This window comes from Streptomyces sp. BL1, assembly GCF_057628045.1.
Genome location: NZ_JBXYWZ010000002.1, coordinates 5134552 through 5158016, shown reverse-complemented (window position 1 = coordinate 5158016; position 23465 = coordinate 5134552). Strand labels below are relative to the sequence as shown.

Below are 23465 nucleotides of genomic sequence, written 5' to 3'. Positions count from 1 at the left end.
CGGGCGGAGATCAGACCGCGGCGGCCGTGTCCGCCTCCTGCGCGCGCAGGGCGCGCTCCACGCCGGCACGGGACTCGGTCACCATGCGGCGCAGTGCGGCGCTCGGTTCGGCGGACGCCAGCCACGCGTCGGTGGCGTCCAGGGTGCCCCGGCCGACCTGCAGCGTCGGGTACAGGCCGACGATGATCTGCTGGGACATCTCGTGGCTGCGCTGCTCCCAGATGCTCTTGACCACGGCGAAGTACTTCTCGCTGTAGGGCGCGAGGAGTTCCCGCTGGTCGGTCTGGAGGAACCCGCCGATGACGGCCTCCTGCACCGCGTTCGGCAGGCTGTCGCTCTCGACGACCTGCGCCCACGCCTCCGCCTTCGCCTCGGCGGTCGGCCGTGCCGCGCGCGCGGACGCGGCGTGCCGCTCGCCCGCCGCCGTGTTGTCGCGCTCCAGCTCGGCGGCGATCTGCGGCTCGTCGGCCCGGCCGGTGGCGGCCAGCCTGTGCAGCAGCGACCAGCGCAGCTCCGTGTCGACCGCGAGACCCTCGATGCTCTCGGTGCCGTCCAGCAGCCCCTGCAGCAGGTCGAGTTGCGCGTCCGTACGGGCGGTCGCCGCGAAGGCGCGCGCCCAGGCGAGCTGGTGGTCACTGCCCGGCTCCGCGGCGCGCAGCTGCTCCAGCGTCGCCTCGGTCCAGCGGCGCAGGCCCGTCTCGCGCCACGCGGGCGACGCGTACAGGTCGAGGGCGAGCTTCACCTGGCGGTGCAGGGTCTGCACGACGCCGATGTCGGACTCCTTGGTGACGCCGGACAGCACCAGGTCGAGGTAGTCACGGGTGGCGAGTTCGGCGTCGCGGGTCATGTCCCACGCGGACGCCCAGCACAGGGCGCGGGGCAGGGACTCGGTGAAGTCGCCGAGGTGCTGGGTGACGACCGCCAGCGACTCGGCGTCCATCCGGACCTTGGCGTACGACAGGTCGTCGTCGTTGAGCAGCAGTACGGCGGGACGCTTGCGGCCCACCAGCTGCGGCACGTCGGTGAGTTCACCGTCGACGTCGAGCTCGTAACGGTCCTTGCGGACCAGCTTGCCGTCCTCCAGTTCGTACGCGCCGACGGCGATACGGTGCGGCCGCAGAGTCGGCTCACCGGTCGCGCCGGCGGGCAGTGCGGGCGCCTCCTGGCGGATGGCGAACGACGTGATGGTGCCCGCCTCGTCGGTGACGATCTCCGGGCGCAGGATGTTGATGCCCGCGGTCTGCAGCCAGGCCTTCGCCCAGGTCTTCAGGTCACGCCCGCTGGTCTCCTCCAGCGCGCCGAGCAGGTCGGTGAGGCGGGTGTTGCCCCACTCGTGCCGCTTGAAGTACCGCTGGACGCCCTGGAAGAACTCGTCCATGCCGACGTAGGCGACGAGCTGCTTGAGGACGCTCGCGCCCTTGGCGTAGGTGATGCCGTCGAAGTTGACGAGGACGTCGTCCAGGTCGCGGATCTCCGCCATGATCGGGTGCGTGGAGGGCAGCTGGTCCTGCCGGTAGGCCCAGGTCTTCATCTGGTTGGCGAAGCTGGTCCAGGAGTGCGGCCAGCGGCTGCCCGGCGCGTACGCCTGGCAGGCGACGGAGGTGTACGTGGCGAACGACTCGTTCAGCCACAGGTCGTTCCACCACTCCATCGTGACCAGGTCGCCGAACCACATGTGCGCCAGCTCGTGCAGGATGGTCTCCGCCCTGCCCTCGTACGCGGCGTCCGTCACCTTGGAGCGGAACACGTACTGGTCGCGGATGGTGACCGCGCCGGCGTTCTCCATCGCGCCGGCGTTGAACTCGGGCACGAACAGCTGGTCGTACTTGGCGAACGGGTACGGGTAGTCGAACTTCTCCTGGAACCAGTCGAAGCCCTGCCGGGTCGTGTCGAAGATCGCGTCGGCGTCGAGGTACTCGGCGAGCGAGGGACGGCAGTAGATCGCCAGCGGGACGGTCCGCTGCTCGCCGTGCACGGTGCCCTGCCAGTGGCTGTGCACCGAGTGGTACGGGCCCACGATGAGCGCGGTGATGTAACTGGAGATGCGCGGCGTCGGCTCGAAGTTCCAGATGTTGTCCTTGGGCTCCGGCGTCGGCGAGTTGGAGATCACCGTCCAGCCCTCGGGGGCGCGCACCGTGAACCGGAACGTCGCCTTGAGGTCGGGCTGCTCGAAGCTGGCGAACACCCTGCGCGCGTCCGGCACCTCGAACTGGGTGTACAGGTAGGCCTGTTCGTCGACCGGGTCGACGAACCGGTGCAGCCCCTCCCCCGTGTTCGTGTACGCGCAGTCGGCGGTCACCTTCAGTTCGTTGCGCCCGGCGAGCAGGGAGGGCAGTGCGATCCGCGAGTCGGCGAACGCGGTGGCGACGTCGAGCTGCTCACCGTTCAGCACGGCTTCGCGGACGGTCGGGGCCACCAGGTCGATGAACGTGTCCGCACCGGCCTCGGAGGAGTCGAAGCGCACGGTGGTGACGGAGCGGAAGGTCCCTCCTTCCTGCGCCCCGCTGAGATCCAGTTCGATGTCGTAGGAGTCCACGGTGAGCAGCCGTGCCCGCTCCTGGGCCTCGTCGCGCGTCAGATTCGTGCCAGGCACCTGGTATCTCCCATTCGTGGCCGAAGTGTGTGTCGTAGCTGCCGCCATCCTTCCACTCGCGCCCGGGTGGGTGCCGGTCGACCGGTTCGTCCCCCGGTGTCGCGTTGAGCGGTGTTCGGCGTACTGAGTTCCCGCCGAGTTCAGACGCAGGTCATTCCGGCTGCCAAGCATCCAGGTGAGCGGGGGTCCACCCCGCCGGCACGCTTCGTGTACGCACCGGGGAGACCGCGCATGTCCCGCAGCAGCCGCCCGTACGTCCCGGCAGGACCGGACCGATCCCACCAACTGTCATCCGGCGGCCGCACACTCGACCGCCGCACCGTACTGGCCACCGCCGCCGCGGGCACGGCCGTCGGGGTCGGCGCAGGACTGGGCCTCGGGGGCGGCTCGGCCGCCGCGGGCCCGCCGGCGCGGCCGGGCACCGCGTCCGGCACCCACGCGCTCCTCGGCGGCGCCCCCGCGGGCATCCCGACACAGGAGGGCACCACCGTCGCGTCCGTCTCGGTGCCCGCCGGCTCCGGGGAGGGCTACCAGCGGCTGACCGAAGGGCCCGGCTGGGACCGGCTCGTACGGACCGAGCTGGCCTCTCCGCGGACGAGCGAGGGGAAGCGGACGGAGAAGCGCAAGGCGCTGGCGTCCTTCGTCCAGTTCACCGATCTGCACCTGGTGGACGTCCAGCACCCGCTGCGCTACGAGTACTTGCGCACGGAGACGCCGAGCGCATGGCGGCCGCACGAGATGCTCTCGGTGGCCGGTGCCGTGGCCCTGATCGAGCGCGTCAACAGACTCAAGGGCGGCCCGGTCACCGGTGCGCCGCTGTCGTTCGTCGTCACGACGGGCGACAACACGGACAACAACTGCACGGCCGAACTGGAGTGGTTCCTCACCGCCATGAGCGGCGGCCGGGTCACCCCGAACACCGGTGACCCGCGCGCGTACGAGGGCGTGCAGAACAGTGATCTGAAGCTGTACTGGCAGCCGGAGTCCGCACTGCGCGACAGGGACAAGGAGAAGGGCTTCCCCCGCATCGACGGCCTGCTGAAGGCCGCACTGCGCGAGGTCAACAGCCCCGGTCTGGGGCTGCCGTGGTACTCGACCGTCGGCAACCACGACACGCTGCCCGGCGGCTGTTTCGAGATGGGTGACAGCTACTTCTCGGACTACGCGGTGGGCGGCAGGAAGCTCATGGAGCTCGACTCCCAGGCGGAGGGCAAGAGGCTGTGGGCCGCCGTCGAGGAGGGTTTCGACCCGGCGGGCGACGGCTTCCGCGATCTGCTGCAGTCGCGGCGCGGCAAGGCGCGCTCGGTGACGCCCGACCCGGCGCGCGCGCCGTTCACGCGGACCGAGTACGTACGCAAGCACCTCGACCCGCGCTGGACGGGTGCGGGCCCCGTGGGGCACGGCTACGGGGAGGAGCACCTGGACGGCGGGAAGCTGTACTACAGCTTCGAGGTCTCCGAGGACGTCGCCGGCATCAGCCTGGACACGACCCGCAAGGACGGCAACTTCAAGGGCCGGATCGGCACCGAGCAACTGGCCTGGCTGGAGCGGGAGTTGGAGCGGCACCGCGGGGAAGGCCGGTACGTTCTGGTGTTCAGCCACCACACGAGCACGACGACCCCGGAGGGCGGCGACGAGGCGGTGGCGCTGCTGAAGCGCAATCCGCACGCCGTGGCGTGGATCAACGGGCACACCCACAAGAACACCATCCGGGCGCGCGACACCTTCTGGGAGATCTCCACCGCCTCGCACATCGACTTCCCGCAGCTCGCGCGCACGCTGGAGCTGACGGACAACGGGGACGGCACCCTGTCGCTGTTCACCACGCTCATCGAGTCATCGGCGCCGGTACGCACGGCCTATGACGACCTGTCACAGCCCGGTCTGGCGTCCCTGTACCGCGAACTGGCCTACAACATGCCGGGCAGGCGGCTGGGGCTCGACGGCGACAAGAACGACCGCAATACCGAACTGCTGCTGCGCAAGCCCTGAGCGCACCGCGGGACAGTCAACCGGCCTGCTCGGCGAGGGCGTTCACACAGGCGCGCACGGAAGGGCTCTCCGCACTGCCGCGCCAGGCCGCACGCACCTCGCGCCGCAGGGGCGGCTCCGTCGGCAGGAAGCGCACGCCGGGCGGCGCCGGGTACTGGCCCATCCCGGGCACCAGCGCGACGGCGAGGTTCCGCGCCACCAGCGCCAGCTGGGTCGCGAACTCGGTGACGGTGTAGCGGACTTCGGGTTCCGTCCCACAGGCCCGCACGGCCTGCACCAGCGCCTCGTACGGCTCGGTGCCCGGCGGACAGCTCGTCCACAGCGCACCGTCCAGCTCGTCCAGTCCGACGGTGTCCCGCGAGGCCAGCGTGTGCTGTTCGGACAGCGCGAGGTGCACGTCCTCGTCGGCGAGCGGCCGCAGGGACAGTCCTTCGGGAAGCGGCATCGGCCTGTTGGACCAGCTCTCGATGAGCAGCAGGTCGAGGTCGCCGCGCAGCAGCAGCGGCACCATGTCGACGGCCTCCCCGTCGACCAGGGTGGGCGTCAGCCGGGGGTGCGCCGCCGTGAGCCGTTCCAGCACGTCCGGCAGGAGGGCGCGCAGAGAGCTGCCGACGCCGCCGAGCCGCAGCGGCCCGAGGATCTCATCGCGCAGGTCGGCGAGGTCGGCCTCGGCTGCGGCCGCCTCGGCGGTGACCCGCGCCGCGTGCGCGGCCAGCACCCGGCCCGCGTGGGTGAGCCGGACTCCGCGGCCGTGCGGTTCGAGCAGCCGGTGTCCGGACTCCTTCTCCAGCCGGGCCAGTTGCTGCGAGACCCCCGACGGCGTGATGTGCAGGACCTGCGCGGCGCGGGCGAGCGAGCCGTGGGACGCGACGGCGTCCAGGACGCGGAGACGTTCGAGATGCAACACACAAGCCATGCTAACGATTACTGGCAACGAATCATCGCTTTTGCTTATGCGTGACGGCGGCCAGAGTGGCTGTCATGACCAGCGAAGCGACCGTCCGCGAGCAGACCGCCGGCCGAACCTTCAGCAGTCCGGCGCTGATGGTGGTGCTCGGTTCGGCCTGCACCTCGTCCTCGGCCACCCTGGTGAAGGTGTCCGGCGTGAACGCCGGCACCGCCGCGTTCCTCCGCTGCGGGCTGGCGCTGCTGGTCCTCGCCCCGCTCGCGTACGCCGAGGCACGCCGTACGGGCGTCCGTCCGCTGCGGATGCAACTGCCGGTCTGCGCCGCGGGGTTGCTGCTCGGCGTGGACTTCGTCTTCTGGGCGCAGAGCATCGAGGCGCTGGGCGCCGCCATCGCCACCGTCCTGCTCAACGTCCAACTGGTCGTCTATCCCCTGCTCGCGCGCGTGCTGTCGGGTGTCCGGCTGTCCCGCGGCTACTGGCTGACCGTTCCCCTCATGCTGACGGGCGTCGCCCTGGCGAGCGGTGCGCTGGGCTCCCCGGAGCCGGGCAGCGACCCTCTCGCGGGCATCGCGTACGGCACGGCGGCGGGCGTGGCGTTCGCCGGTTACCTCTTCCTCATCCGAACGGGCGGCGCCGACCGCCCCGCTGACGACGGCTCACGGCGCCCCGCGCAGCCCGTACAGCCCGTGTGCACCGCCACGTTGGCGGCCGCCGTGTCGTCCGGCGTACTGGGCGGACTGTGGACCGGTGTGGACCTCCAGCCGGGCTGGCCGGCATGGGGCTGGCTGATCCCCATGGCGCTGTTCGGGCAGGTGCTGGCCTGGCTGCTCATCAACCCGGCGCTGCCCAGGCTCGCTCCGGTCACCGGGTCGGTGCTGCTGCTCCTGCAGCCCGTACTGGCACTGCTGTTCGGCATCGGATTTCTCGGTGAACGCCCCACCGTCACCCAGTACGCCGGTTGCGTCCTGGTCGTGCTCGTCGTGTGGCGCACGAGCCGTACTGATCACTAGTGTGCTGTCGCATGTCCGTGCGCTCCACCGTCGTCGCCCTGGTGGTCACCGCTCTTGTCACGGTTGCGATAAGTTCGTCCGCCGCGGACGACAGGGGGCACGCGGCCGCGCAGGACATGATGGACCTCGCCGTCCAGGAGGACGGCGCGCCGGGAGTGTTGGGCCAGGCGCAGGACGGCGGCGGACTGTGGACGGGCTCGGCGGGTGTCGCCGACCTCCGTACGGACCGGCCGCCGCTCGCCCGGGACAGATTCCGCATCGGCAGTCTCACCAAGCCGTTCGTCGCCACCGTGCTGCTGCAGCTGGAGGCCGAGCACAGGCTGGACCTGGACGACCCGGTGGCGCGCTGGCTGCCGGACCGGACGCGCGCGCTGGGCAGCGACGGCCGGCGTGTCACCGTCCGGCAGCTCCTCGGGCACACCAGCGGCGTGTACGACTACACGCGGGACCCCGCCTTCCAGCGCGCCTACTTCAGCCCGGAGTTCATGACGAACCGCTTCCGCGGGCACTCCGCCGGCGGCCTCGCACGGATCGCGCTGGCCCACCCGCCGGACTTCGCGCCGGGCCGCTCCTGGGAGTACTCCAACACCAACTACGTCCTGGCCGGCATGATCGTCCGTCGGGTCACGGGGCACTCCTATGCGGAGGAGGTCGAACGGCGCGTGGTGCGCCCCCTGAAGCTGCGCGACACGTCGCTGCCGGGCAGTTCGCCGCGCATCGCCGGACCGCACGGCAGGGCGTACTCGACGCTGTTCGCCGCCGGCGGGCACGCGCGCACGTACGACGTGACCGCGCTGAACCCCTCGGTGGCCGGCGCGTCCGGCGAAATGGTGTCGTCCACGGAGGACTTGATGCGGTTCTTCCGTGCGCTGGTGACGGGAAAGCTGCTCCCCGCACGGCAGTTCGCCGAGATGCGCACCACCGTGCCCGCGGAGGGCGGCGACCGCTACGGGCTCGGCCTGAGCGAGCGGCGGCTGTCCTGCGGGACGACGGTGCTGGGACACGAGGGCACGATCCTCGGGTCGCAGTCCGTCGCCGTGACGACGCCCGACGGGACGCACACGGCGGCGTTCAACGTGAACGGCGACTGGGCGGGCGACACGCACGCCATGGTCGACGCGGAGTTCTGCGGCTGACGGTGCGCGACCGACGGCGCACCGCTGACAGTGCGGCCGGCGCCGGGACGTACCGCGCACGCTCAGCGCGGCAGCACCACCACGTACTCCGGCGGCTCCCGATCGGCCGCGGCCATCAGCGCCGTACGGATCACGGCCGCCTGCTGCTCGGGGGCCTCGCGCAGCTTGCGGGGCGTCAGATGGACGACGGTGAGCCCCAGTCCCTCCAGCGCCTCCCGCTTGCGCGCGTACTCCGACCACTGGTCGTCCTCGCTGCGCCGCGGTGCGCGGGTGTCCAGTTCCACCGCGACCGCCTGGTCCGGCCAGTAGGCGTCGACCCCGCCCAGCGGCGGTCCGCCCGGCAGCCGCAGGTCGACGTTCCAGCAGGGATCGGGCAGCCCGTACTGCAGCACCATGTCGTACATCCGCCCCTCCGCGATCGCCCGCCCCTCCGCGATCAGCGAGTCCACGGCGTCCACCACGTGCGGCCGGTGCAGCAGCCGCTCCTGGCTCAACTCCCGCACGATGGCCTGCGCTTCACAGTGGCCGCCGCGCACCGCCTCCGTCAGCAGCCGCCGTACGGTGACCGCGTCCGTCAGATCGCCGACCGCGTCCGCGAGGGCCCGCGGCACCGGCGCCACCGGCAGCCCCGTGACCTCCTCTGCCTGCGGCAGCACGTGCCCCCGCACGATGCGGGCACAGCCCGCGGAACGCAGCCTCCGCGTGCGGGGCACAAGCACGTCGAGCCGGTCGAGGGCCCGCAGCGGCGGCGCCCCGGTGAAGCCGTGCAGGGCGAGCGCGGCCAGCCCCGTGATCATCGCCTCCCTGCCGCCGGACCGTCCCGCTCCGGCGGCGGCCCCCGGCTCCTGCCGGCTCTCGCCGTGCGGCCCCGCCTGTTCGGGGATCAACTGCCGTCCCGCGTACAGCAGTACGGCCCGCAGCCGTTCCTCGCTCGTGGGCGGGCCCGCGTGCAGCAGATAGATGCCGGGCAGCAGCATCTGCCAGGGGCCGCCGGGCCGGCAGCGTTCGTTGGCCGTCGCCGCCGGCACACCGTGCTCGCGCAAGGTGCGGGCGGACAGCACGCGCTGCCGCGCGGCGTCGGAGAGTTCGCTGAGGGGGCGGGGCGAAAGCGGAATGTTGTGCGTCATGATCCGCCAATGCCCGCCCCCGGCCCCCTCCCCAACCTCTGTTACGCGCCTGTCGACGAACCAGGACAACCCCGCACTAAAGTACGGGCGTTCGAGTGGTACGCGCACTCATTCGGACCAGTCGTCACACACGTCCGACCGCTCTCCCGCGTCCCGCGAGCTCAGGCCCCGTCCGAGGCCGCGGCGAATCGTTCCCGCAGATCCGCGTCGCCACGCGCGGTCAGACTGCCGTGCAGCCGCAGCCGGGCGATGCCGCCGTCGGGCAGCACATCGAGCCGCACACAGTCCGCCGTCGCCCCTTCCGGCAGTGCGAAACGGTGCACCGTGTCGGGCTGCAGTGCGGTACGCGGCAGCAGTTCGCGCCAGGTCCGCCCGCCGTCGGACGAGCCGTGCAGCGCGACCCAACCCGCCGCGTTCCCCTTGTAGTTGGCGGTGTCGATCTCGACGGCCCGCAGCTCCGCCTCGGCGGCCGGGCGCAGCCGTACCCAGTCGTGGCCCGTGTCGCGGCGGCGCCTGCCCTCCCAGCCGTCCTCCATCTTGAGCGACAGCCCGGGCAGCGTGATGTTGACGGGCTGTGAGAAGAACCGGTCCGAAGCGTCCTCCACCGTGCCGCCGTTGAGCACCGACGCCAGGTCGTACGTGCCGAGCAGCGCGAACCAGTCGGGATCGGGCAGCACTTCGCCGTGCACGCGCAGCCGGGCGATCCCGCCGTCGGGGTGCTGCTTGAGCCGCAGGTGGGTGAAACGCCTGCCGTCCTCGACGGGGAACCCGTTGGCGGCGTGCCCCCGCACACGGGCGGGCGGTACGAGCTCGTGCCAGGTGACCTCGGCGGACAGCAGCTCCTCAGGACTCGGTGTCCCGGGGACGGCCGCCGCCTCGATGCTGACGCGCTGCGGGTAGTTGCCGCGGAAGTGCGCCGTGTCGACGACGACGCCGTGGATGACGCCGGGCGCGCCGAGGCGGATCAGCGCCCAGTCGTGGTCGCCCTCCGCGGGGTGCGGGGCTTCCGCGCCCGCGCCGCGCCTGCGGCGGGTCTCCCAGCCGTCCATGACCTTGCCCTTGTGACCGAAGTCGGCGGGGTCGAAGTGGGCGGCGTGCGGCTTGAGGAGGTTCTCGCGCTCGGCGAAGAACTCGTCGTTGGCGGCCACCACCCCGGCGCCGAAACGGCGGTCGGCCAGGTCGACGAGACCGGTGAACGGGAACGTGGTGCCGCGGTAGTCCGCGTACGGGTCGCCACCGCCGTACGGCGGTGCGTCATAGGCCCGGTCAGGGCCGCCCGGCGTCTCGCCGGAACGGCCCTCGGAAGCGCTGTTGCTGGACACCTGTCACCTCTCGGTCGCGTGCTGTGCGGTCGGCACGACCTTCGCAGCACGCGAAATGACAGGTCCATCGAATGTTTCTGACGCTTCCGTTCAGCCGGACTGAACAGCCCGGCCGGCCGGGTCAGTTCTGTGGGGACTTCCGGGACTTGTCCGTCGCTGCGACGCACGCCGCGATCACGAGGAACAGCACGATGGGTGCCGCGACATACAGACCGAGCGTCTCGATGACACTCAGCCCCTTCCCCGGGTCGTCGCCGTCATCGCGGGTGAGCGCGAAGGCGGGCGACGACAGCAGCAGCATCAGCGAAGTGCCGGCGGTGACAGTGCCGGCGCGCAGGGCGTTCTTGTAGACCTTGTTGCTCACGCAGCTCAACATATCGGACGGGTGAACCCCACGCGCGCGCGGGTCGCCCATGAGTTCAGCGCAGCACGTCGCGGACCGCCGCGAAGAGGGCCAGGGCGCGCGGCGACGCGGTGAACTGGTCCAGGGAGACGGGGCTGCCGTCCGGACCGGCGACGGGGAGGCGCCAGTTCGGGTAGCTGTCGTGGGTGCCGGGCAGATTCTGCGGGCGCCGGTCGCCGACGGCGTCGGGCAGCCAGACGCCGAGCATCCGGGCCGGCGTGCGGGCGAGGAAGCGGTACGCGGCCGTGACGCCGGCCTCCTCCTCACGGCCCCGGCTCCCGGCCGGCAGCAGTCCGAGGCGGGCGAACAGGGCGAGCCACTCGTTCATCTCGGCGGTGTCCGCGGCCCGTTCGGCGGCGACCGGGCGGCCGAGGAGTCCGAGCCGGTGTCGCAGTTCGACGTGGTCGCCGGTGAGTCGGGCCGCGGTGCTGGGCAGGTCGTGGGTGGTGGCGGTGGCCAGACAGTCGCCGCGCCAGCGCTCCGGGGGCAGCGGCGGGGGCGCGCCCGTACCGGAGTGCGCGTAGTCGCGCTCGAACCACAGCACGGACGTGCCCAGGACGCCGCGCCGGGCGAGGCTCTCGCGGACACCCGGTTCGACGGTGCCGAGGTCCTCGCCGATGACGGCGGCTCCGGCGCGGTGCGCCTCCAGGGCCAGCACGCCCAGCATCGCCTCGGTGTCGTACCGCACGTAGGCACCTTCGGTGGGCGGCCGGCCCTCCGGGATCCACCAGAGCCGCGAGTGGCCCATGACGTGGTCCACGCGCAGGGCGCCGGTGTGCCGCAGCTGCCCGGCGAGCACGTCGCGGTAGGGCGCGTATCCGGTGGCCGCGAGGGCGTCGGGCCGCCAGGGCGGCAGGGCCCAGTCCTGGCCGTGCGCGTTGAACGCGTCGGGCGGGGCGCCGACGGAGATGCCGCGCGCGAAGACCTCCTGACGGGACCACACGTCGGCGCCGTCGGGGTGCACTCCGACCGCCAGATCGTGCACCAGTCCGACCGGCATGCCGGCCTGTCGGGCGGTGTGCTGTGCGGCTGCCAGCTGGGTGTCGGTGAGCCAGGCCAGCCAGCAGTGGAAGTCGACGCGGTCCATGTGCGCGGCGCGGGCGCGGGCCGTCCGCGGTGAGCGCGGGTCGTCCAGACCCGGCGGCCACAAGTGCCAGTCGGGGCCGTGCAGTTCGGCGAGCGTCTGCCAGGTCGCGTGGTCGTCGAGTGCCTGCCCGCGCTCGGCCAGATAGTCGCAGTAGGCGGCGCGCCGGCCGGCGCCGAGGGGCACGCGGCGGACCAGTTCGAGGGCTTCCCGTTTGAGCGCCCAGACGGCATCCCTGTCGATGTGCGCGCCCTCGCCGAGCACCCCTTCGCGCAGGACTGCCGCGCGGGCGAGCAGCGTACGGACCTGCTGCTGTGCGGCGTCCGGCAGATACGCGTACTCGGGCACGTCCTCGACCCTCAAGTGCACGGGATCGGGGAAACAGCGCGACGACGGCCGGTAGGGCGAGGGGTCGGTGGTTCCGCCCGGCGCGCCGGGGACGGCGGCGTGCAGCGGGTTGAGCTGGAGGAAGTCGGCGCCCTGCGTCCGGCCGGCCCAGGCGGCCAGTTCCGCCAGGTCGGCGAGGTCGCCCATGCCCCAGGAGCGGGAGGACAGCAGCGAGTACAGCTGGACGAGCAGCCCGAAGCCGCGCCGGGCGCCCGGCCGCGTCGCGGGGACGGGCACCCGGTCCGGCGCCACGATGCAGGTGGCGTGCGCGGCCCGGCCGTCCGGGGCCTGCGCGTACAGCGTGTGCACCCCGAGCGGCAGGACCGAGCCGGGCCCCCAGTCGAGGGTCTCGCCGCGCTCTGTGACGACCCGCAGGACGGTGCCTGCGGGGAGCGCGGGCAGCGACCCGGCGTCAGGGGCTCCGGCTCCGGTCCTGGCGCGCAGGACGACGGTGTGCGGCAGCAGACGGAGTGCTTGATGTTCGTGCTGCCGCAGTGCCTCGCGCACGGCGTGCGGCGTACTGGCGTCGATCCCGAGCGCGGCCAGGACGGCGATCACCGATTCCTCGGGAACGTCAACCGTCCTGCCGGGAGCAGGCTCGTAAGAGGGAGAGACACCGTGCGCCGCGGCGAGCCGCGCGAGGCGGCTCATCAGATGTCCGGGGACTCCGTGCCGAAGCCGGTCCCGGTCGGCTCACTGGTGAGCGGAAGTTCGGCGAGAGGGGGTTCGCTGGTCAGCGGTGCGACGTCGGCGAGCGGGGGTTCGCTGGTGAGCGGTGCTTCGAAGCAGCCGCAGGTGCACGAGCCGTCCAGTCCGGAGTCGGGGTCGGACACACCGGACAGGTCTACCGGCTCGTGCCCTCGTTTGGAGAGTGCCTGGTGCGGCATGGGGGCGGAAATCAGCAGTGCAGCGGACGCGGCCACGGTGGGCCTCCGTTCGTCGGCAATGGATGGTCACGACGTGCCATACCCAGTGGGCGCCTGCGCAGACGTAAATACGGGGGCAGCGTGGCCCAGCTCACATTTGATGCGGGCAGGCGATTTCACTGCACAAGCGTACGGACAGCGGAGGGAAAGCGGGGAAGCGGGGGATCCGGGTGCAGAATTTTCTGCGCTCCGGTGCCCCCGGCGTCCGCCTCCCTGCGTCGCCGCTCCGCCGCAGCCGCGCGTTGACGCCCCGGTCGCACCGGTGATGAGCTCAGGCCCCATGCTTGTCCTGATATCCGCGCGCGCTTCCGACCATCAGGCGTGAACGCGGGCACAGGGCCGGAGGCCGGTTTCGGGGAGGAAGCGGTGACCACAGCGGCATACGGGGGCAGGGCGCACGGCAGCAGGAGGCGGCGCGCGGGCGCGACCGCGCTCACCGCGGCCGTCCTCGGCGGACTGCTGAGCGGGGCGCCCGCGGCGCAGGCCGCTCCCCCGCCCCGGCCGGACGACGCCGCGTCCGGCGCGCCCGACGACGACAGCAGCAAGGACGCCGGGCTGCCCGCAGTGTGGCCGCGTCCGCAGAGCATGCGGGCGCAGGGCTCCTTCGTGCCCGTGGGACGCGAGGTCACCCTGGTCGCCGACGCGGGCGCGGACGGTCCCGCGCTGGAGGTGCTGCGCGCGGCACTGCGTGACGCGGGCGCCCGTACGGTGCACGAACGCCGTCCCGGGGACGCGCTCCCGCACAACGGTCTCGTCGTACGCGCCGGTACGGACTCCGCGCGGGACGCGCTGCGCGCCCTGCGCGCGCCCGCCCGGGGCGATCTGCCGGCCGGCGGCTACCGTCTCGCAGCCGGCCGCGCCGACGGCCGGGACACCGTGGCGCTCGACGGGGCGGACGGCGCGGGACTGTTCCACGCGGCGCAGACCGTCCGGCAGTTGAGGACGGAGCAGGAGGGCAGCGGGGGCTTCGCCGGAGCGGTGGTGCGCGACTGGCCCGCCTCTCCCGTACGCGGTGTCAACGAGGGCTTCTTCGGTCAGCCGTGGAGCCGTCAGGCACGCCTCGAACAGTTGGACTTCCTCGGCCGCACCAAGCAGAACCGCTATCTGTACGCGCCGGGCGACGATCCGTACCGGCAGGCGTCCCACTGGCGCGACCCGTATCCGGCCGCACAGCGCGCCGGTTTCCGGGAGCTCGCGGAGCGGGCGCGGCGCAACCATGTGGTGCTCGGCTGGGCGGTCTCCCCCGGCCAGGGCCTCTGTTTCTCCTCCGAGGACGACCGCAGGGCGCTGCTGCGCAAGGTGGACGCGATGCGCGCGCTGGGATTCGGCGCGTTCCAGCTGCAGTTCGAGGACGTCAGCTACCGCGAGTGGCACTGCGACGACGACGCGGACGAGTACGGGGAGGGACCGGAGGCCGCGGCCGAGGCACAGGCCGACCTGGCGAACGTGCTGGCCCGTCATCTCGCAGACCGTCATCCCGGCGCCGAACCGCTGTCCGTTCTGCCGACCGAGTTCTACCAGAAGGGCACGACGGACTACCGGACGGCGCTCACGCGCAGACTGGACGACCGGGTGGAGGTTGCCTGGACCGGTGTCGGCGTCGTCCCGCGCACCATCACCGGAAGCGAACTGACCCGCGCCCGTGCGGCCTTCGGGCGGCATCCGCTGGTGACGATGGACAACTATCCCGTCAACGACTACGCGCGCGACCGGGTGTTCCTCGGCCCGTACCGGGGGCGGGAGCCCGCCGTCGCGGTCGGCTCGGCGGGGCTGCTGGCCAACGCGATGGAGCAGCCGACCGCTTCGCGCATCCCGCTCTTCACCGCCGCGGACTACGCCTGGAATCCGAAGGGTTACCGGGCGGACGCGTCCTGGCAGGCCGCCGTCGACGACGTCGCGGGCGGCCGCGACGCGGACGCGGGCACCCGTGCGGCAGTGCACGCCCTCGCGGACAACGACTCCTCGTCCGTCCTGGGCGGCGGCGAGTCCGCCACGCTGCGGCCGCTCCTGCGGGACTTCTGGGAGGCGTACGAGCGCCGGACGGAGGGCCGGGACGGCGCACAGCGGCTGCGGACCGCGGGGAAGGCCCTGCGGGCCGCCTTCGGCACGCTGCGCACCGCGCCGGACCGGGTGCCGGACGGGCTGGCCGGTGAAGTGCGGCCGTGGCTGGACAAGTTGGCACGGTACGGCGAGGCCGGTGAGCGCGCGGTCGACATGCTGCTGGCGCAGGCACGCGGCGACGGCGGCGCGGCGTGGGACGCCCAACTGGACGTCCGCAGGCTGCAGAAGGAGACGCAGGACAGTTCCGCGACGGTGGGCAAGGGCGTACTGGCACCGTTCGTGCAGCGCGCTCTGCGGGCCTCGGAGAGCTGGTCGGGCGTGCGGCAGCGAGCGGACGACGGGGCGCCGGGCGACGCGTACGCCACCGGGCACGCCGTGTCCGGGTCCGGCGCCGGTGCGGCCGCCGACGGCGACCCGGCCACCGCCTACCGGGCGCGCCGCGCCCCCGCGTCCGACAGTTCGGGCCCCGCACTGTCCACGGTCCCCGGCCTCCCCGCGGAGCGCGGGGACGGGAAGCGGGACCGTTCCGGGGGTCTGACGGTCAAACTGCCGAAGGCGCGCTCCCTGGAGGCGGTGACCGTGCAGACCGGCCCGCACTCCGGCACCCGCGGCACCGTGGAGGTGCACGTACCGGGCAAGGGCTGGCAGCACATCGGCACACTGTCGGGCAGCGGCTGGACCCAGGCCGGCGCCGACGGGGTGCGGGCCGACGCCGTACGGCTGTCCTGGGCGGAGGACTCGAAGGCGCCCGTGGTGCACGAAGTCACGCCCTGGTACGCGGACAAGGCCGCGGCGTCCCTCACGCTGCCGCACACGGAGACCGACGCGCCCATCGGCGGAACGGTCGACGTTCCGGCGGAACTGCGCGCGCGGCGCCCCGCCGACGTACGCGGCCGGATCACCGCCGACGCGCCCGAGGGCATCACCGTCGAGGCGCCCGGCAGGACGACGGCGCCGCGGGGCGGCACGGCGCACGTGCCGCTGCGCGTCGGGGTCGACGGCTCGGTGAAGACCGGCAGTTACCGCGTTCCCGTGTCCTTCGGCGGCGAGCGGCACACCCTGACGGTGCGCGCCTTCCCCCGTACGGCAGGACCCGATCTGGCCCGCGGCGCCACAGCGCGGTCGTCGGCCAACGAGACTCCCGATTTCCCCGCGCGCGCGGTCAACGACGGCAAGGACAGCACCCGCTGGTCCTCGCCCGCGAAGGACGGCGAGTGGGTGCAGCTGAAGCTGCGCCGTCCTGCCCGGATCGGACAGGTGGTGCTGCGCTGGCAGGACGCGCACGCCGGCCGCTACCGAGTGCTGGTCTCACCGGACGGCGAGCGGTGGCACACGGCGGCGACCGTACGGAACAGCAGGGGCGGCCGTGAACAGGTCCGCATGGACGCACCGCCGGACACCCGCTACGTGCGGGTACAGGGCGACAGCAGGGCGACCCGCTTCGGGATCTCCCTGTGGTCCGTCGAGGCCTATGCGGTGGCGGAGGACGGGAAGAGGGAGCGCTGACCGGAGCGGGCCGCAACAACAACTAAGCCCGGTCTCGGGCAGGTGCTCTGCCGTCGATCCGGGCGAGTGCGTCGTCCGCGCCGTATGGCTGGAGGTAGGGCATCCAGCGCGGATCCCTGTGCCCCGTACCGATGATCCTCCAGGCGAGGCCGGACGGCGGTGCGGGCTGATGGCGCAGCCGCCAGCCGATCTCCGCGACATGGCGGTCCGCCTTGACATGGTTGCAGCGGCGGCACGCCGCCACGACGTTCTCCCAGGTGTGCTGGCCGCCACGGCTGCGCGGGACGACATGGTCGACGCTGGTTGCGACGCCACCGCAGTACGCACACCGGCCGCCGTCACGGGCGAAGAGCGCTCTGCGCGTGAGGGGCACGGCGCCCCGAAAGGGCACTCTCACGAACCGCTTGAGACGGACGACGCTGGGGGCTGGTATGACATGGGTCGCGCTGTGCATCAGTGCGCCGGAGTCCTCCAGGCTGACCGCCTTGTCGTTGAGGACGAGGATGAGCGCGCGGCGAAGCGGTACGACGCCGAGCGGCTCGTACGACGCGTTGAGGACCAGGACATGCGGCACGGTGCCTCCTTGTACGTCGGCGGCGCGTGGCTCGCGCCGGGACGATCTCCCCTCAGTGTGTCCCGTGCCTTGGCGACTTCGCCACCACGACCAGGTAACGCACCGGGCGTGTTTTCCACCACACAGCCTTCCTCCCCGCATGGCCGGGATTCCTCCCTCGAACAGGCGCACGCCTGGGGCAAGATGGGCTCGCGCCCGCTCCGGTGCCGTGATTTGTGAAGGCCCTGCGCCGTTAGTGTGGTCCCTTCGTGGGCGCGGCGGAAGCGCCCACGTTTCCCGCACGGAAGGTTGTGCTGTGTACAGGCTGACCGCAGTCGCCTCCTCGTTCGGTGGGGCCGACCGCCCTCCCTCACTCGAAGAGGCTCACAAGACCGCCACCAACGCCGCGGGCTGGATCGGTGCCAACTGGTCGGACTGGCTCGGCGCAGGTCTGCGCATCGTGCTGATAGGCGTCATAGCGGTGGTGCTGCGTTTCGTCATACGCCGCTCCATCACCAAGCTCGTCACCAGAATGCACCGCAGGTCGGAGGCCGCGGACAGCGGAAACGCGCTGCGGGGCCTGCTGGTCAACCGCGAGCGGCGGCGGCAGCGCTCGGCGGCCATCGGCTCGGTGCTCCGCAACGTCTCGTCCTTCGTCATCATGGGCACCGCTGTGCTGATGGTGCTGTCCGGGATGGGCATCAACCTGGCGCCGCTGCTCGCGAGCGCCGGTGTCGCGGGTGTCGCCCTGGGCTTCGGTGCGCGCAATCTGGTCACCGACCTGCTCGCGGGAATGTTCATGCTGCTGGAGGACCAGTACGGGGTCGGCGACAGAGTCGACGTCGGCGAGGCGTCCGGCACGGTGCTGGAGATCGGTCTGCGGGTGACCCAACTGCGCGGCGACAACGGCGAGATCTGGTACATCCGGAACGGCGAGATCAAGCGGGTGGGCAACCTCAGCCAGGGCTGGGCGACGGCCGTTCTGGACGTCCAGGTGCGCTCCTCGGAGAGCCTGGACGAGGTCCGCAGGGCGGTCGAGGCGGCCGGCGAGGAGCTCGCGAAGACGGAGCCCTGGGACGAGCTGCTGTGGGAGCCGGTCGAGGTACTCGGCCTGGACTCGGTCACGCTGGACGCGATGGTCTTCCGCGTCTCCGCCAAGACCATGCCGGGCAAGGATCTGGCCGTGGCGCGCGAACTGCGCTGGCGGATCAAGCAGTCGCTGGACGGCAGGGGCATCGAGACCGTCGACGACGACTCGCTGGCGCTGGAGAACGGGCTGCTGCCCAGGCCCCGCGTGGAGCTGGGCAAGAACGCCGAGAGGAACGTCTGACGGCGGCGCACACGCCGCAACTGTCCCCGTCCTGCCGGAGGTTCACGGCTGTCCGCAGCCGTTGACCCCGGCGGGGCGGGGACTTACTGTTCTCGGCATCCGACAGGAAACCTTCCTGCCAGTGCGGGGGCGGTGGACAGTTTGACCAGCGGAACGGCACCCGGGACTCCCCGCGTACTGCGGGCCATGAACGACCGTGCGGCGCTCGATCTGCTGCTGGCGCACGGACCGCTGTCCCGCAGCCGGCTGGGCGCGCTCACCGGCCTCTCCAAGCCCACGTCCGCACAGCTGCTGGCCCGCCTGGAAGCAGCGGGACTGGTCGTCGCCACCGGCACGAGTGAGGGCCGCCCCGGGCCCAACGCACAGCTCTACGCGGTCAATCCGGACGCCGCACACGTCGCCGCCGTCGACGTCTCCACGGCGCGCGTACGTGCCGCCGTCGCGGACATCACCGGCCGGACTGTGGGCACGTACGAACTGTCCACGCGGACGGGGGACGCGGCCGCGCTGGTCGTCCGGACGGTGGAGGGGGCGCTGCGCGCCGCCGGGCTGCACAGTGCCGCACTGCGCCGCATCGTCATCGGCACACCCGGCGCCTTCGACCCCGGTACGTGCCGGCTGCGCTACGCCGCGCATCTGCCGGGCTGGCACGCGCCCGCGCTGCTCGACGAGTTGGCCTCCGCGCTGCCGGTGCCGCCGGTGTACGACAACGACGTGAATCTCGTCGCCGTCGCCGAACAGCGGCGCGGGGCCGCCGCCGGGCACGACGACTTCGTGCTGCTGTGGAACGAGGAGGGCATCGGCGCGGCCCTCGTCCTCGCCGGCAGGCTGCACCGCGGCAGTACGGGCGGCGCGGGCGAGGTCGGCTTCCTGCCGGTGCCCGGCACGCCGCTCGTGCGCCGCCCCGAACAGGCCAACACCGGCGGCTTCCAGCAGCTGGCGGGGTCCACGGCCGTACTGCGCCTGGCACGCGAACTCGGCCTGGAACACGACCGGGAGGCGCCGCCCGGCGCGGCCGCGGCCGCGCTGCTGGAACGCGCGGCGCTCATCGGAAACGGACACGAGCACGGGCCTGTGCCGCACGGCCCGTACGGCGAACTGCTGCGCCGTTTCGCACACGCCACCGCCGTCGGGCTGGCGGCACTCACCGCCGTGCTCGACCCGCCGCTCATCGTGCTGGCCGGCGGGGTGCTCACGGCCGGCGGCGCACAACTGCGCGCACTCGTACGGGACGAGCTGGCGGAGCTCGCCGTCCGGCGGCCCCGGCTGGCGCTGGGCACGGTCACCGCGTACCCGGTGCTCAGCGGGGCACTGGAGAGTGCCCTCGGCGCCACGCGCGACGAGGTCTTCGACACCTCACGCTGAACTCCAGGGAGGGCTGACTGTCATGACATCCCGCAAACTCGCCGTGGTCGGCGGGGGATCGACCTACACACCCGAACTCATCGACGGTTTCGCACGGTTGCGGGACACACTGCCGCTGGACGAGATCGTGCTCATCGACCCGGCGGCGGACCGGCTGGAGGCCGTCGGCGGGGTGGCGCGGCGAATTCTCGCCCGCCAGCGCCACCCCGCGCGCGTGACCACGACGGACGCGCTGGAAGCCGGTGTGGAGGGCGCGGACGCCGTGCTCGTCCAGCTGCGCGTCGGCGGCCAGGCGGCGCGCGACCAGGACGAGACCTGGCCGCTACGGTGCGGCTGTGTCGGCCAGGAGACGACCGGCGCGGGCGGGCTCGCCAAGGCGCTGCGTACGGTGCCCGTGGTGCTCGATGTCGCCGAACGGGTACGCCGGGTCAGCCCCGACGCGTGGATCATCGACTTCGCGAACCCGGTCGGCATTGTCACCCGCGCGCTGCTGCAGGCCGGCCACAAAGCGGTCGGACTGTGCAATGTGGCGATCCATCTGCAGCGGAAGTTCGCCGCGCTGCTGGGGGTGCGCCCGGACGAACTCCATCTCGACCACTACGGACTCAACCATCTGACATGGGAGTTCGGTGTCCGCATCGGCGGCAGGGACGGCGAGGACGTGCTGCCCCGCCTGCTCGCCCGGCACAGTGCACGCCTCGCGAAGGACCTGCGGCTGCCGCCGTCCATACCGGAACGGCTGGGCGTCGTGCCGTCCTACTACCTGCGCTACTACTACGCGCACGATGCCGTCGTCGGCGAACTGCGCGCCAAACCGTCACGCGCCGCCGAGGTCGCGGCCCTGGAGCGGCAGTTGCTGGACCTGTACGCGGATCCGGAGCTGGACGAGAAGCCGGAGCTGCTGTCGCAGCGGGGCGGTGCCTACTACTCGGAGGCGGCCGTCGCACTGGCCGCACGGCTGCTGGGCACGGGCCCCGGAACGAGCGGCGGACCGGGCGGCCCCGAGGTGCAGGTCGTCAACACGTACAACAACGGCACACTGCCCTTCCTCCCCGACGACGCGGTGGTGGAGGTCCCGGCGCGGGTGACGGGCGCGGGTGCCGCACCCCTGGCCGCACCGCACATCGACCCGCTGTACGCGGGCCTGATCTCCCATGTGACGAGCTACGAACAGCTCGCGCTGGAAGCCGCGTTGCACGGCGGCAGGGACCGTGTCTTCAAGGCGCTGCTGTCCCACCCTCTCGTCGGCCAGTACGAGCATGCCGAGGAGCTCACCGATCTGCTGCTGTCGCACAACAGGGAACATCTGAAGTGGGCGTGACCGGACTTCCGGACGGCGCCTGTCTCGCCGTCGACGCGGGCAACAGCAAGACCGACGCGGCCGTACTCGCCGCGGACGGCGCACTGCTGGGCACGGCCCGCGGCGGCGGCTTCCAGCCGCAGACGGCCGGCGCCGCCGCGGCCGTGGAGGAGCTGGCCCGCACGGTCGACCGTGCGGTGACGGCGGCGGGAGGGGCCCCGACGGCGGACGGCCCAGTCGGCGTGCCGGCGTTCGCGCAGGTGTCGGCATGCCTGGCCAACGCGGATCTGCCGCGCGAGGAGCGCGCGTTGGAGAGCGCGCTGCACACGTACGGATGGACTGACGCGCTCCATGTCGCCAACGACACGTTCGCCATTCTGCGTGCCGGACTGCCGGACGGTGAGGACGAACGGTACGGCGGTGCGGTGGCCGTCGTGTGCGGCGCGGGCATCAACTGCGTCGGGCGGACAGCGGACGGGCGCACCCACCGGTTCCCCGCCGTGGGCGAACTGTCGGGCGACTGGGGCGGTGGAGGGGGCCTCGCCCGCGCCGCCCTGTGGCACGCCGCGCGGGCGGAGGACGGGCGCGGCGAACGGACCGCGCTCGCACGGGCACTGCCCGGCCACTTCGGGCTGCCCTCCATGTACGCGCTCATCGAGGCGCTGCACATGGGAGACCTGCCGGCAGGACGGCAGCACGAAATGACACCCGTCCTGTTCGCCGTGGCGGAGGAAGGGGACACGGTGGCGGGCAGTCTGGTGCGCCGGCAGGCGGACGAGATCGTCTCCCTGGTCACCGTGACACTCGAAGCGCTGGAACTCCCCGGTGGGGAGACGCCCGTGCTGCTCGGGGGCGGGGTACTCGCAGCACGGCACCCCCTGCTGCACCGGCGGCTAGCGGAACGGCTCCCCCCGACGGCACGCGTGGTGACGGAGCCGCCGGTGCTGGGTGCCGGGCTGCTGTGCCTCGACCACGCGGGCGCCGCGGCCGGCGCGCACGCGCGGCTGCGGGGGCACTACACGTGAACGGCGCGGGCTCCCCGGGGGTGTTCCGGGAACCCGCGCCGTACGGTCGTACATTCCGCGCCTGCCGCGCGGGGGCGGTCAGGGGCTAACCGCGGTGGACCGTGATGGTCGTCCAGGCTCCGACGTGCACGCGGTCGCCGTCGTTCAGCGGGACCGGGACGTACGGCTGGATCGGCTCCTCGGAGAGGTTCACCGTCGTGCCGTTCGTCGAGTCCTGGTCGACCACCGACCAGCTGCCGTCGGGCTGTTGCACCAGCACCGCGTGCTGATGGGACACACCGGGGTCCTCGGGCGCCTGCCCCAGGTCGATGTCCGGCGCCTCACCGGTCGACTGCCGGCGGCGGCCGATGGTGATCTGGTGACCGGACAGCGGCAGTTGCTGCTCGGGCGAGTACGCGGGCAGTGCGAGACTCGCCGCTTCCGGACCGCTGCGGCCCATCATCGCGGAGAAGTACTCACGGTCCGGCGCGACGACCGCCGTCCAGCCCGCGGACTGCTGCGGCCCGGGCCGGGGAGGCGCCTGCTGACCCTGGAACGGGTCGGCGGGCTGCGCCTGATGGCCCTGCTGCTGGTACGGCGGGGGCGGCTGCTGACCGAACTGCTGCTGCGGCGGGGCCTGCTGCTGGGGCGCCTGCTGCTGCGCGTACTGCTGTTCCTGCTGCTGGGGCGGCGGCAGCGTCCAGTCACCGCTCGACGGCCCCTGCTGTCCCTGCTGACCGGGGCCGTTGGGGTCGCCGAACGCCCCGTTGGGCGCCAGCGGTTCGGCCGGACGGTTCATCTGGGACGGCCGCGAGCTCTCGTAGTCGAGCTGGTTGCCCTGCCCCTGCGACGGGCCCTGGTCGCCCTGGCCTGGCGCGTTGGGGAACGCCGGGGGCGGCGGGGGCGCCGGCGGGAAACCGCCCTGCTGCGGCACCTGCTGCTGAGGCGGCTGCTGGTGCTGCGGCGGCATCTGCTGCGGGGCCTGCTGCTGGTGGGGCGGCGGGGGCTGCGCGGCCCCGCCGAACTGCTCCGGCCCGTTCTGCGGCGCGTACGTGGTCGGCGTGTTCGTCAGGAAGTTGTAGCGGCATTCCTCACAGAACGGTGCCTGCGCCTCGCGCGGCGTGCCGCACTGCGGGCACGGCTGGGGCGGCGCCTGCTGCGGAGCCGGAGCCTGGTGCGGCGGCTGCTGAGAAGCCTGCTGCGGCCCGGGGTAGCCGTAGCCGGGCGGCGGACCGCCCGGGCCGCCCTGCGGGGGCTGCGGTGCCTGCGGAGGCTGCGGCGCCTGCGGCGGCCCCGGATAGCCGTAGCCACCCTGGCCCGGCGGTGCGGGGGGCGGCGGTACGGCACCACCGGCGGGCGCGGATGCCGCGTCGGCCATGCGGTGGCCGCACACCTCGCACCAGTCGTCGGCCGCCGACTGGTGGCCGTTCGGGCAAGTCGGCATGGTGAATGCCTCCCC

Annotated in this window: 17 protein-coding genes; 8 read left to right on the top strand and 9 right to left on the bottom strand. The window is 72.6% G+C overall.

Features of this window, described 5'->3' with window-relative positions:
* Nucleotides 1–10: 10 nt before the first annotated feature.
* Nucleotides 11–2593: an aminopeptidase N gene (pepN, locus tag AC3AGO_RS22625; RefSeq protein ID WP_487822050.1), complete on the bottom strand. Its 2583-nt coding sequence runs from the start codon at nt 2591–2593 to the stop codon at nt 11–13.
* A gap of 231 nt (nt 2594–2824) precedes the next feature.
* On the opposite strand from pepN, the gene AC3AGO_RS22620 reads away from it, so the two are divergent.
* Nucleotides 2825–4585 (top strand): TIGR03767 family metallophosphoesterase, encoded by a 1761-nt coding sequence (locus AC3AGO_RS22620; RefSeq protein WP_487822049.1) that lies wholly within the window; start codon nt 2825–2827, stop codon nt 4583–4585.
* A 16-nt stretch (nt 4586–4601) separates the two neighbouring features.
* Here the strand turns inward: AC3AGO_RS22620 and AC3AGO_RS22615 are convergent, their stop codons facing one another.
* Nucleotides 4602–5501 (bottom strand): LysR family transcriptional regulator, encoded by a 900-nt coding sequence (locus AC3AGO_RS22615; protein ID WP_487822048.1) that lies wholly within the window; start codon nt 5499–5501, stop codon nt 4602–4604.
* A 65-nt stretch (nt 5502–5566) separates the two neighbouring features.
* Here AC3AGO_RS22615 and AC3AGO_RS22610 point away from each other — a divergent pair, with 65 nt between their 5' ends.
* Both AC3AGO_RS22610 and AC3AGO_RS22605 read left to right on the top strand, forming a co-directional pair.
* The gene (locus AC3AGO_RS22610) at nt 5567–6502 is read left to right on the top strand and encodes a DMT family transporter (RefSeq protein WP_487822047.1); all 936 of its coding nucleotides are present in this window, start codon (nt 5567–5569) and stop codon (nt 6500–6502) included.
* Between the two features lie 11 nt (nt 6503–6513).
* Nucleotides 6514–7638 carry a serine hydrolase domain-containing protein gene (locus AC3AGO_RS22605; RefSeq protein WP_487822046.1) on the top strand — a complete coding sequence of 375 codons (1125 nt, stop codon included), beginning with the start codon at nt 6514–6516 and terminating at the stop codon, nt 7636–7638.
* 62 nt (nt 7639–7700) lie between these two features.
* Here the strand turns inward: AC3AGO_RS22605 and AC3AGO_RS22600 are convergent, their stop codons facing one another.
* The 5 genes from AC3AGO_RS22600 to AC3AGO_RS22580 all read right to left on the bottom strand — a co-directional run bounded on the left by AC3AGO_RS22600 (nt 7701) and on the right by AC3AGO_RS22580 (nt 12884).
* The gene (locus tag AC3AGO_RS22600) at nt 7701–8765 is read right to left on the bottom strand and encodes a hypothetical protein (RefSeq protein WP_487822045.1); all 1065 of its coding nucleotides are present in this window, start codon (nt 8763–8765) and stop codon (nt 7701–7703) included.
* A gap of 161 nt (nt 8766–8926) precedes the next feature.
* A complete protein-coding gene (gene alc / locus AC3AGO_RS22595) occupies nt 8927–10087 on the bottom strand; it encodes an allantoicase (RefSeq protein WP_487822044.1) in 1161 nt (386 codons plus the stop codon).
* Between the two features lie 121 nt (nt 10088–10208).
* Nucleotides 10209–10451 carry a hypothetical protein gene (locus AC3AGO_RS22590; RefSeq protein WP_487822043.1) on the bottom strand — a complete coding sequence of 81 codons (243 nt, stop codon included), beginning with the start codon at nt 10449–10451 and terminating at the stop codon, nt 10209–10211.
* Nucleotides 10452–10506: 55 nt separating this feature from the next.
* Nucleotides 10507–12612 (bottom strand): 4-alpha-glucanotransferase, encoded by a 2106-nt coding sequence (malQ, locus tag AC3AGO_RS22585; protein ID WP_487822042.1) that lies wholly within the window; start codon nt 12610–12612, stop codon nt 10507–10509.
* On the bottom strand, nt 12612–12884 hold the full coding sequence (locus AC3AGO_RS22580; RefSeq protein ID WP_487822041.1) for a hypothetical protein: 273 nt from the start codon (nt 12882–12884) through the stop codon (nt 12612–12614). The genes malQ and AC3AGO_RS22580 overlap by 1 nt, the downstream gene beginning before the upstream one ends.
* Nucleotides 12885–13253: 369 nt before the next feature.
* Between AC3AGO_RS22580 and AC3AGO_RS22575 the strand changes: the two genes are divergently transcribed.
* Nucleotides 13254–16454: a glycoside hydrolase family 84 protein gene (locus tag AC3AGO_RS22575; RefSeq protein ID WP_487822040.1), complete on the top strand. Its 3201-nt coding sequence runs from the start codon at nt 13254–13256 to the stop codon at nt 16452–16454.
* Nucleotides 16455–16476: 22 nt separating this feature from the next.
* Here AC3AGO_RS22575 and AC3AGO_RS22570 read toward each other — a convergent pair whose 3' ends face one another.
* Complete coding sequence (locus tag AC3AGO_RS22570; protein WP_487822039.1) at nt 16477–17028, bottom strand: HNH endonuclease; 552 nt, start codon at nt 17026–17028, stop codon at nt 16477–16479.
* A 295-nt stretch (nt 17029–17323) separates the two neighbouring features.
* Between AC3AGO_RS22570 and AC3AGO_RS22565 the strand changes: the two genes are divergently transcribed.
* The 4 genes from AC3AGO_RS22565 (at nt 17324) to AC3AGO_RS22550 (ending at nt 22027) form a co-directional block, all read left to right on the top strand.
* On the top strand, nt 17324–18337 hold the full coding sequence (locus AC3AGO_RS22565) for a mechanosensitive ion channel family protein (RefSeq protein WP_487822038.1): 1014 nt from the start codon (nt 17324–17326) through the stop codon (nt 18335–18337).
* A 186-nt stretch (nt 18338–18523) separates the two neighbouring features.
* Entirely contained in the window at nt 18524–19702 is a 1179-nt protein-coding gene (locus AC3AGO_RS22560) for an ROK family protein (protein ID WP_487822037.1), read from the top strand.
* 22 nt (nt 19703–19724) lie between these two features.
* Nucleotides 19725–21023 carry a family 4 glycosyl hydrolase gene (locus tag AC3AGO_RS22555; protein WP_487822036.1) on the top strand — a complete coding sequence of 433 codons (1299 nt, stop codon included), beginning with the start codon at nt 19725–19727 and terminating at the stop codon, nt 21021–21023.
* Complete coding sequence (locus AC3AGO_RS22550; RefSeq protein WP_487822035.1) at nt 21014–22027, top strand: N-acetylglucosamine kinase; 1014 nt, start codon at nt 21014–21016, stop codon at nt 22025–22027. Before AC3AGO_RS22555 ends, AC3AGO_RS22550 begins: the two co-directional genes overlap by 10 nt.
* Before the next feature lie 85 nt (nt 22028–22112).
* Here the strand turns inward: AC3AGO_RS22550 and AC3AGO_RS22545 are convergent, their stop codons facing one another.
* Nucleotides 22113–23450, bottom strand: coding sequence for an FHA domain-containing protein (locus AC3AGO_RS22545; protein WP_487822034.1), 1338 nt, complete (start codon nt 23448–23450; stop codon nt 22113–22115).
* Nucleotides 23451–23465: the final 15 nt, after the last annotated feature.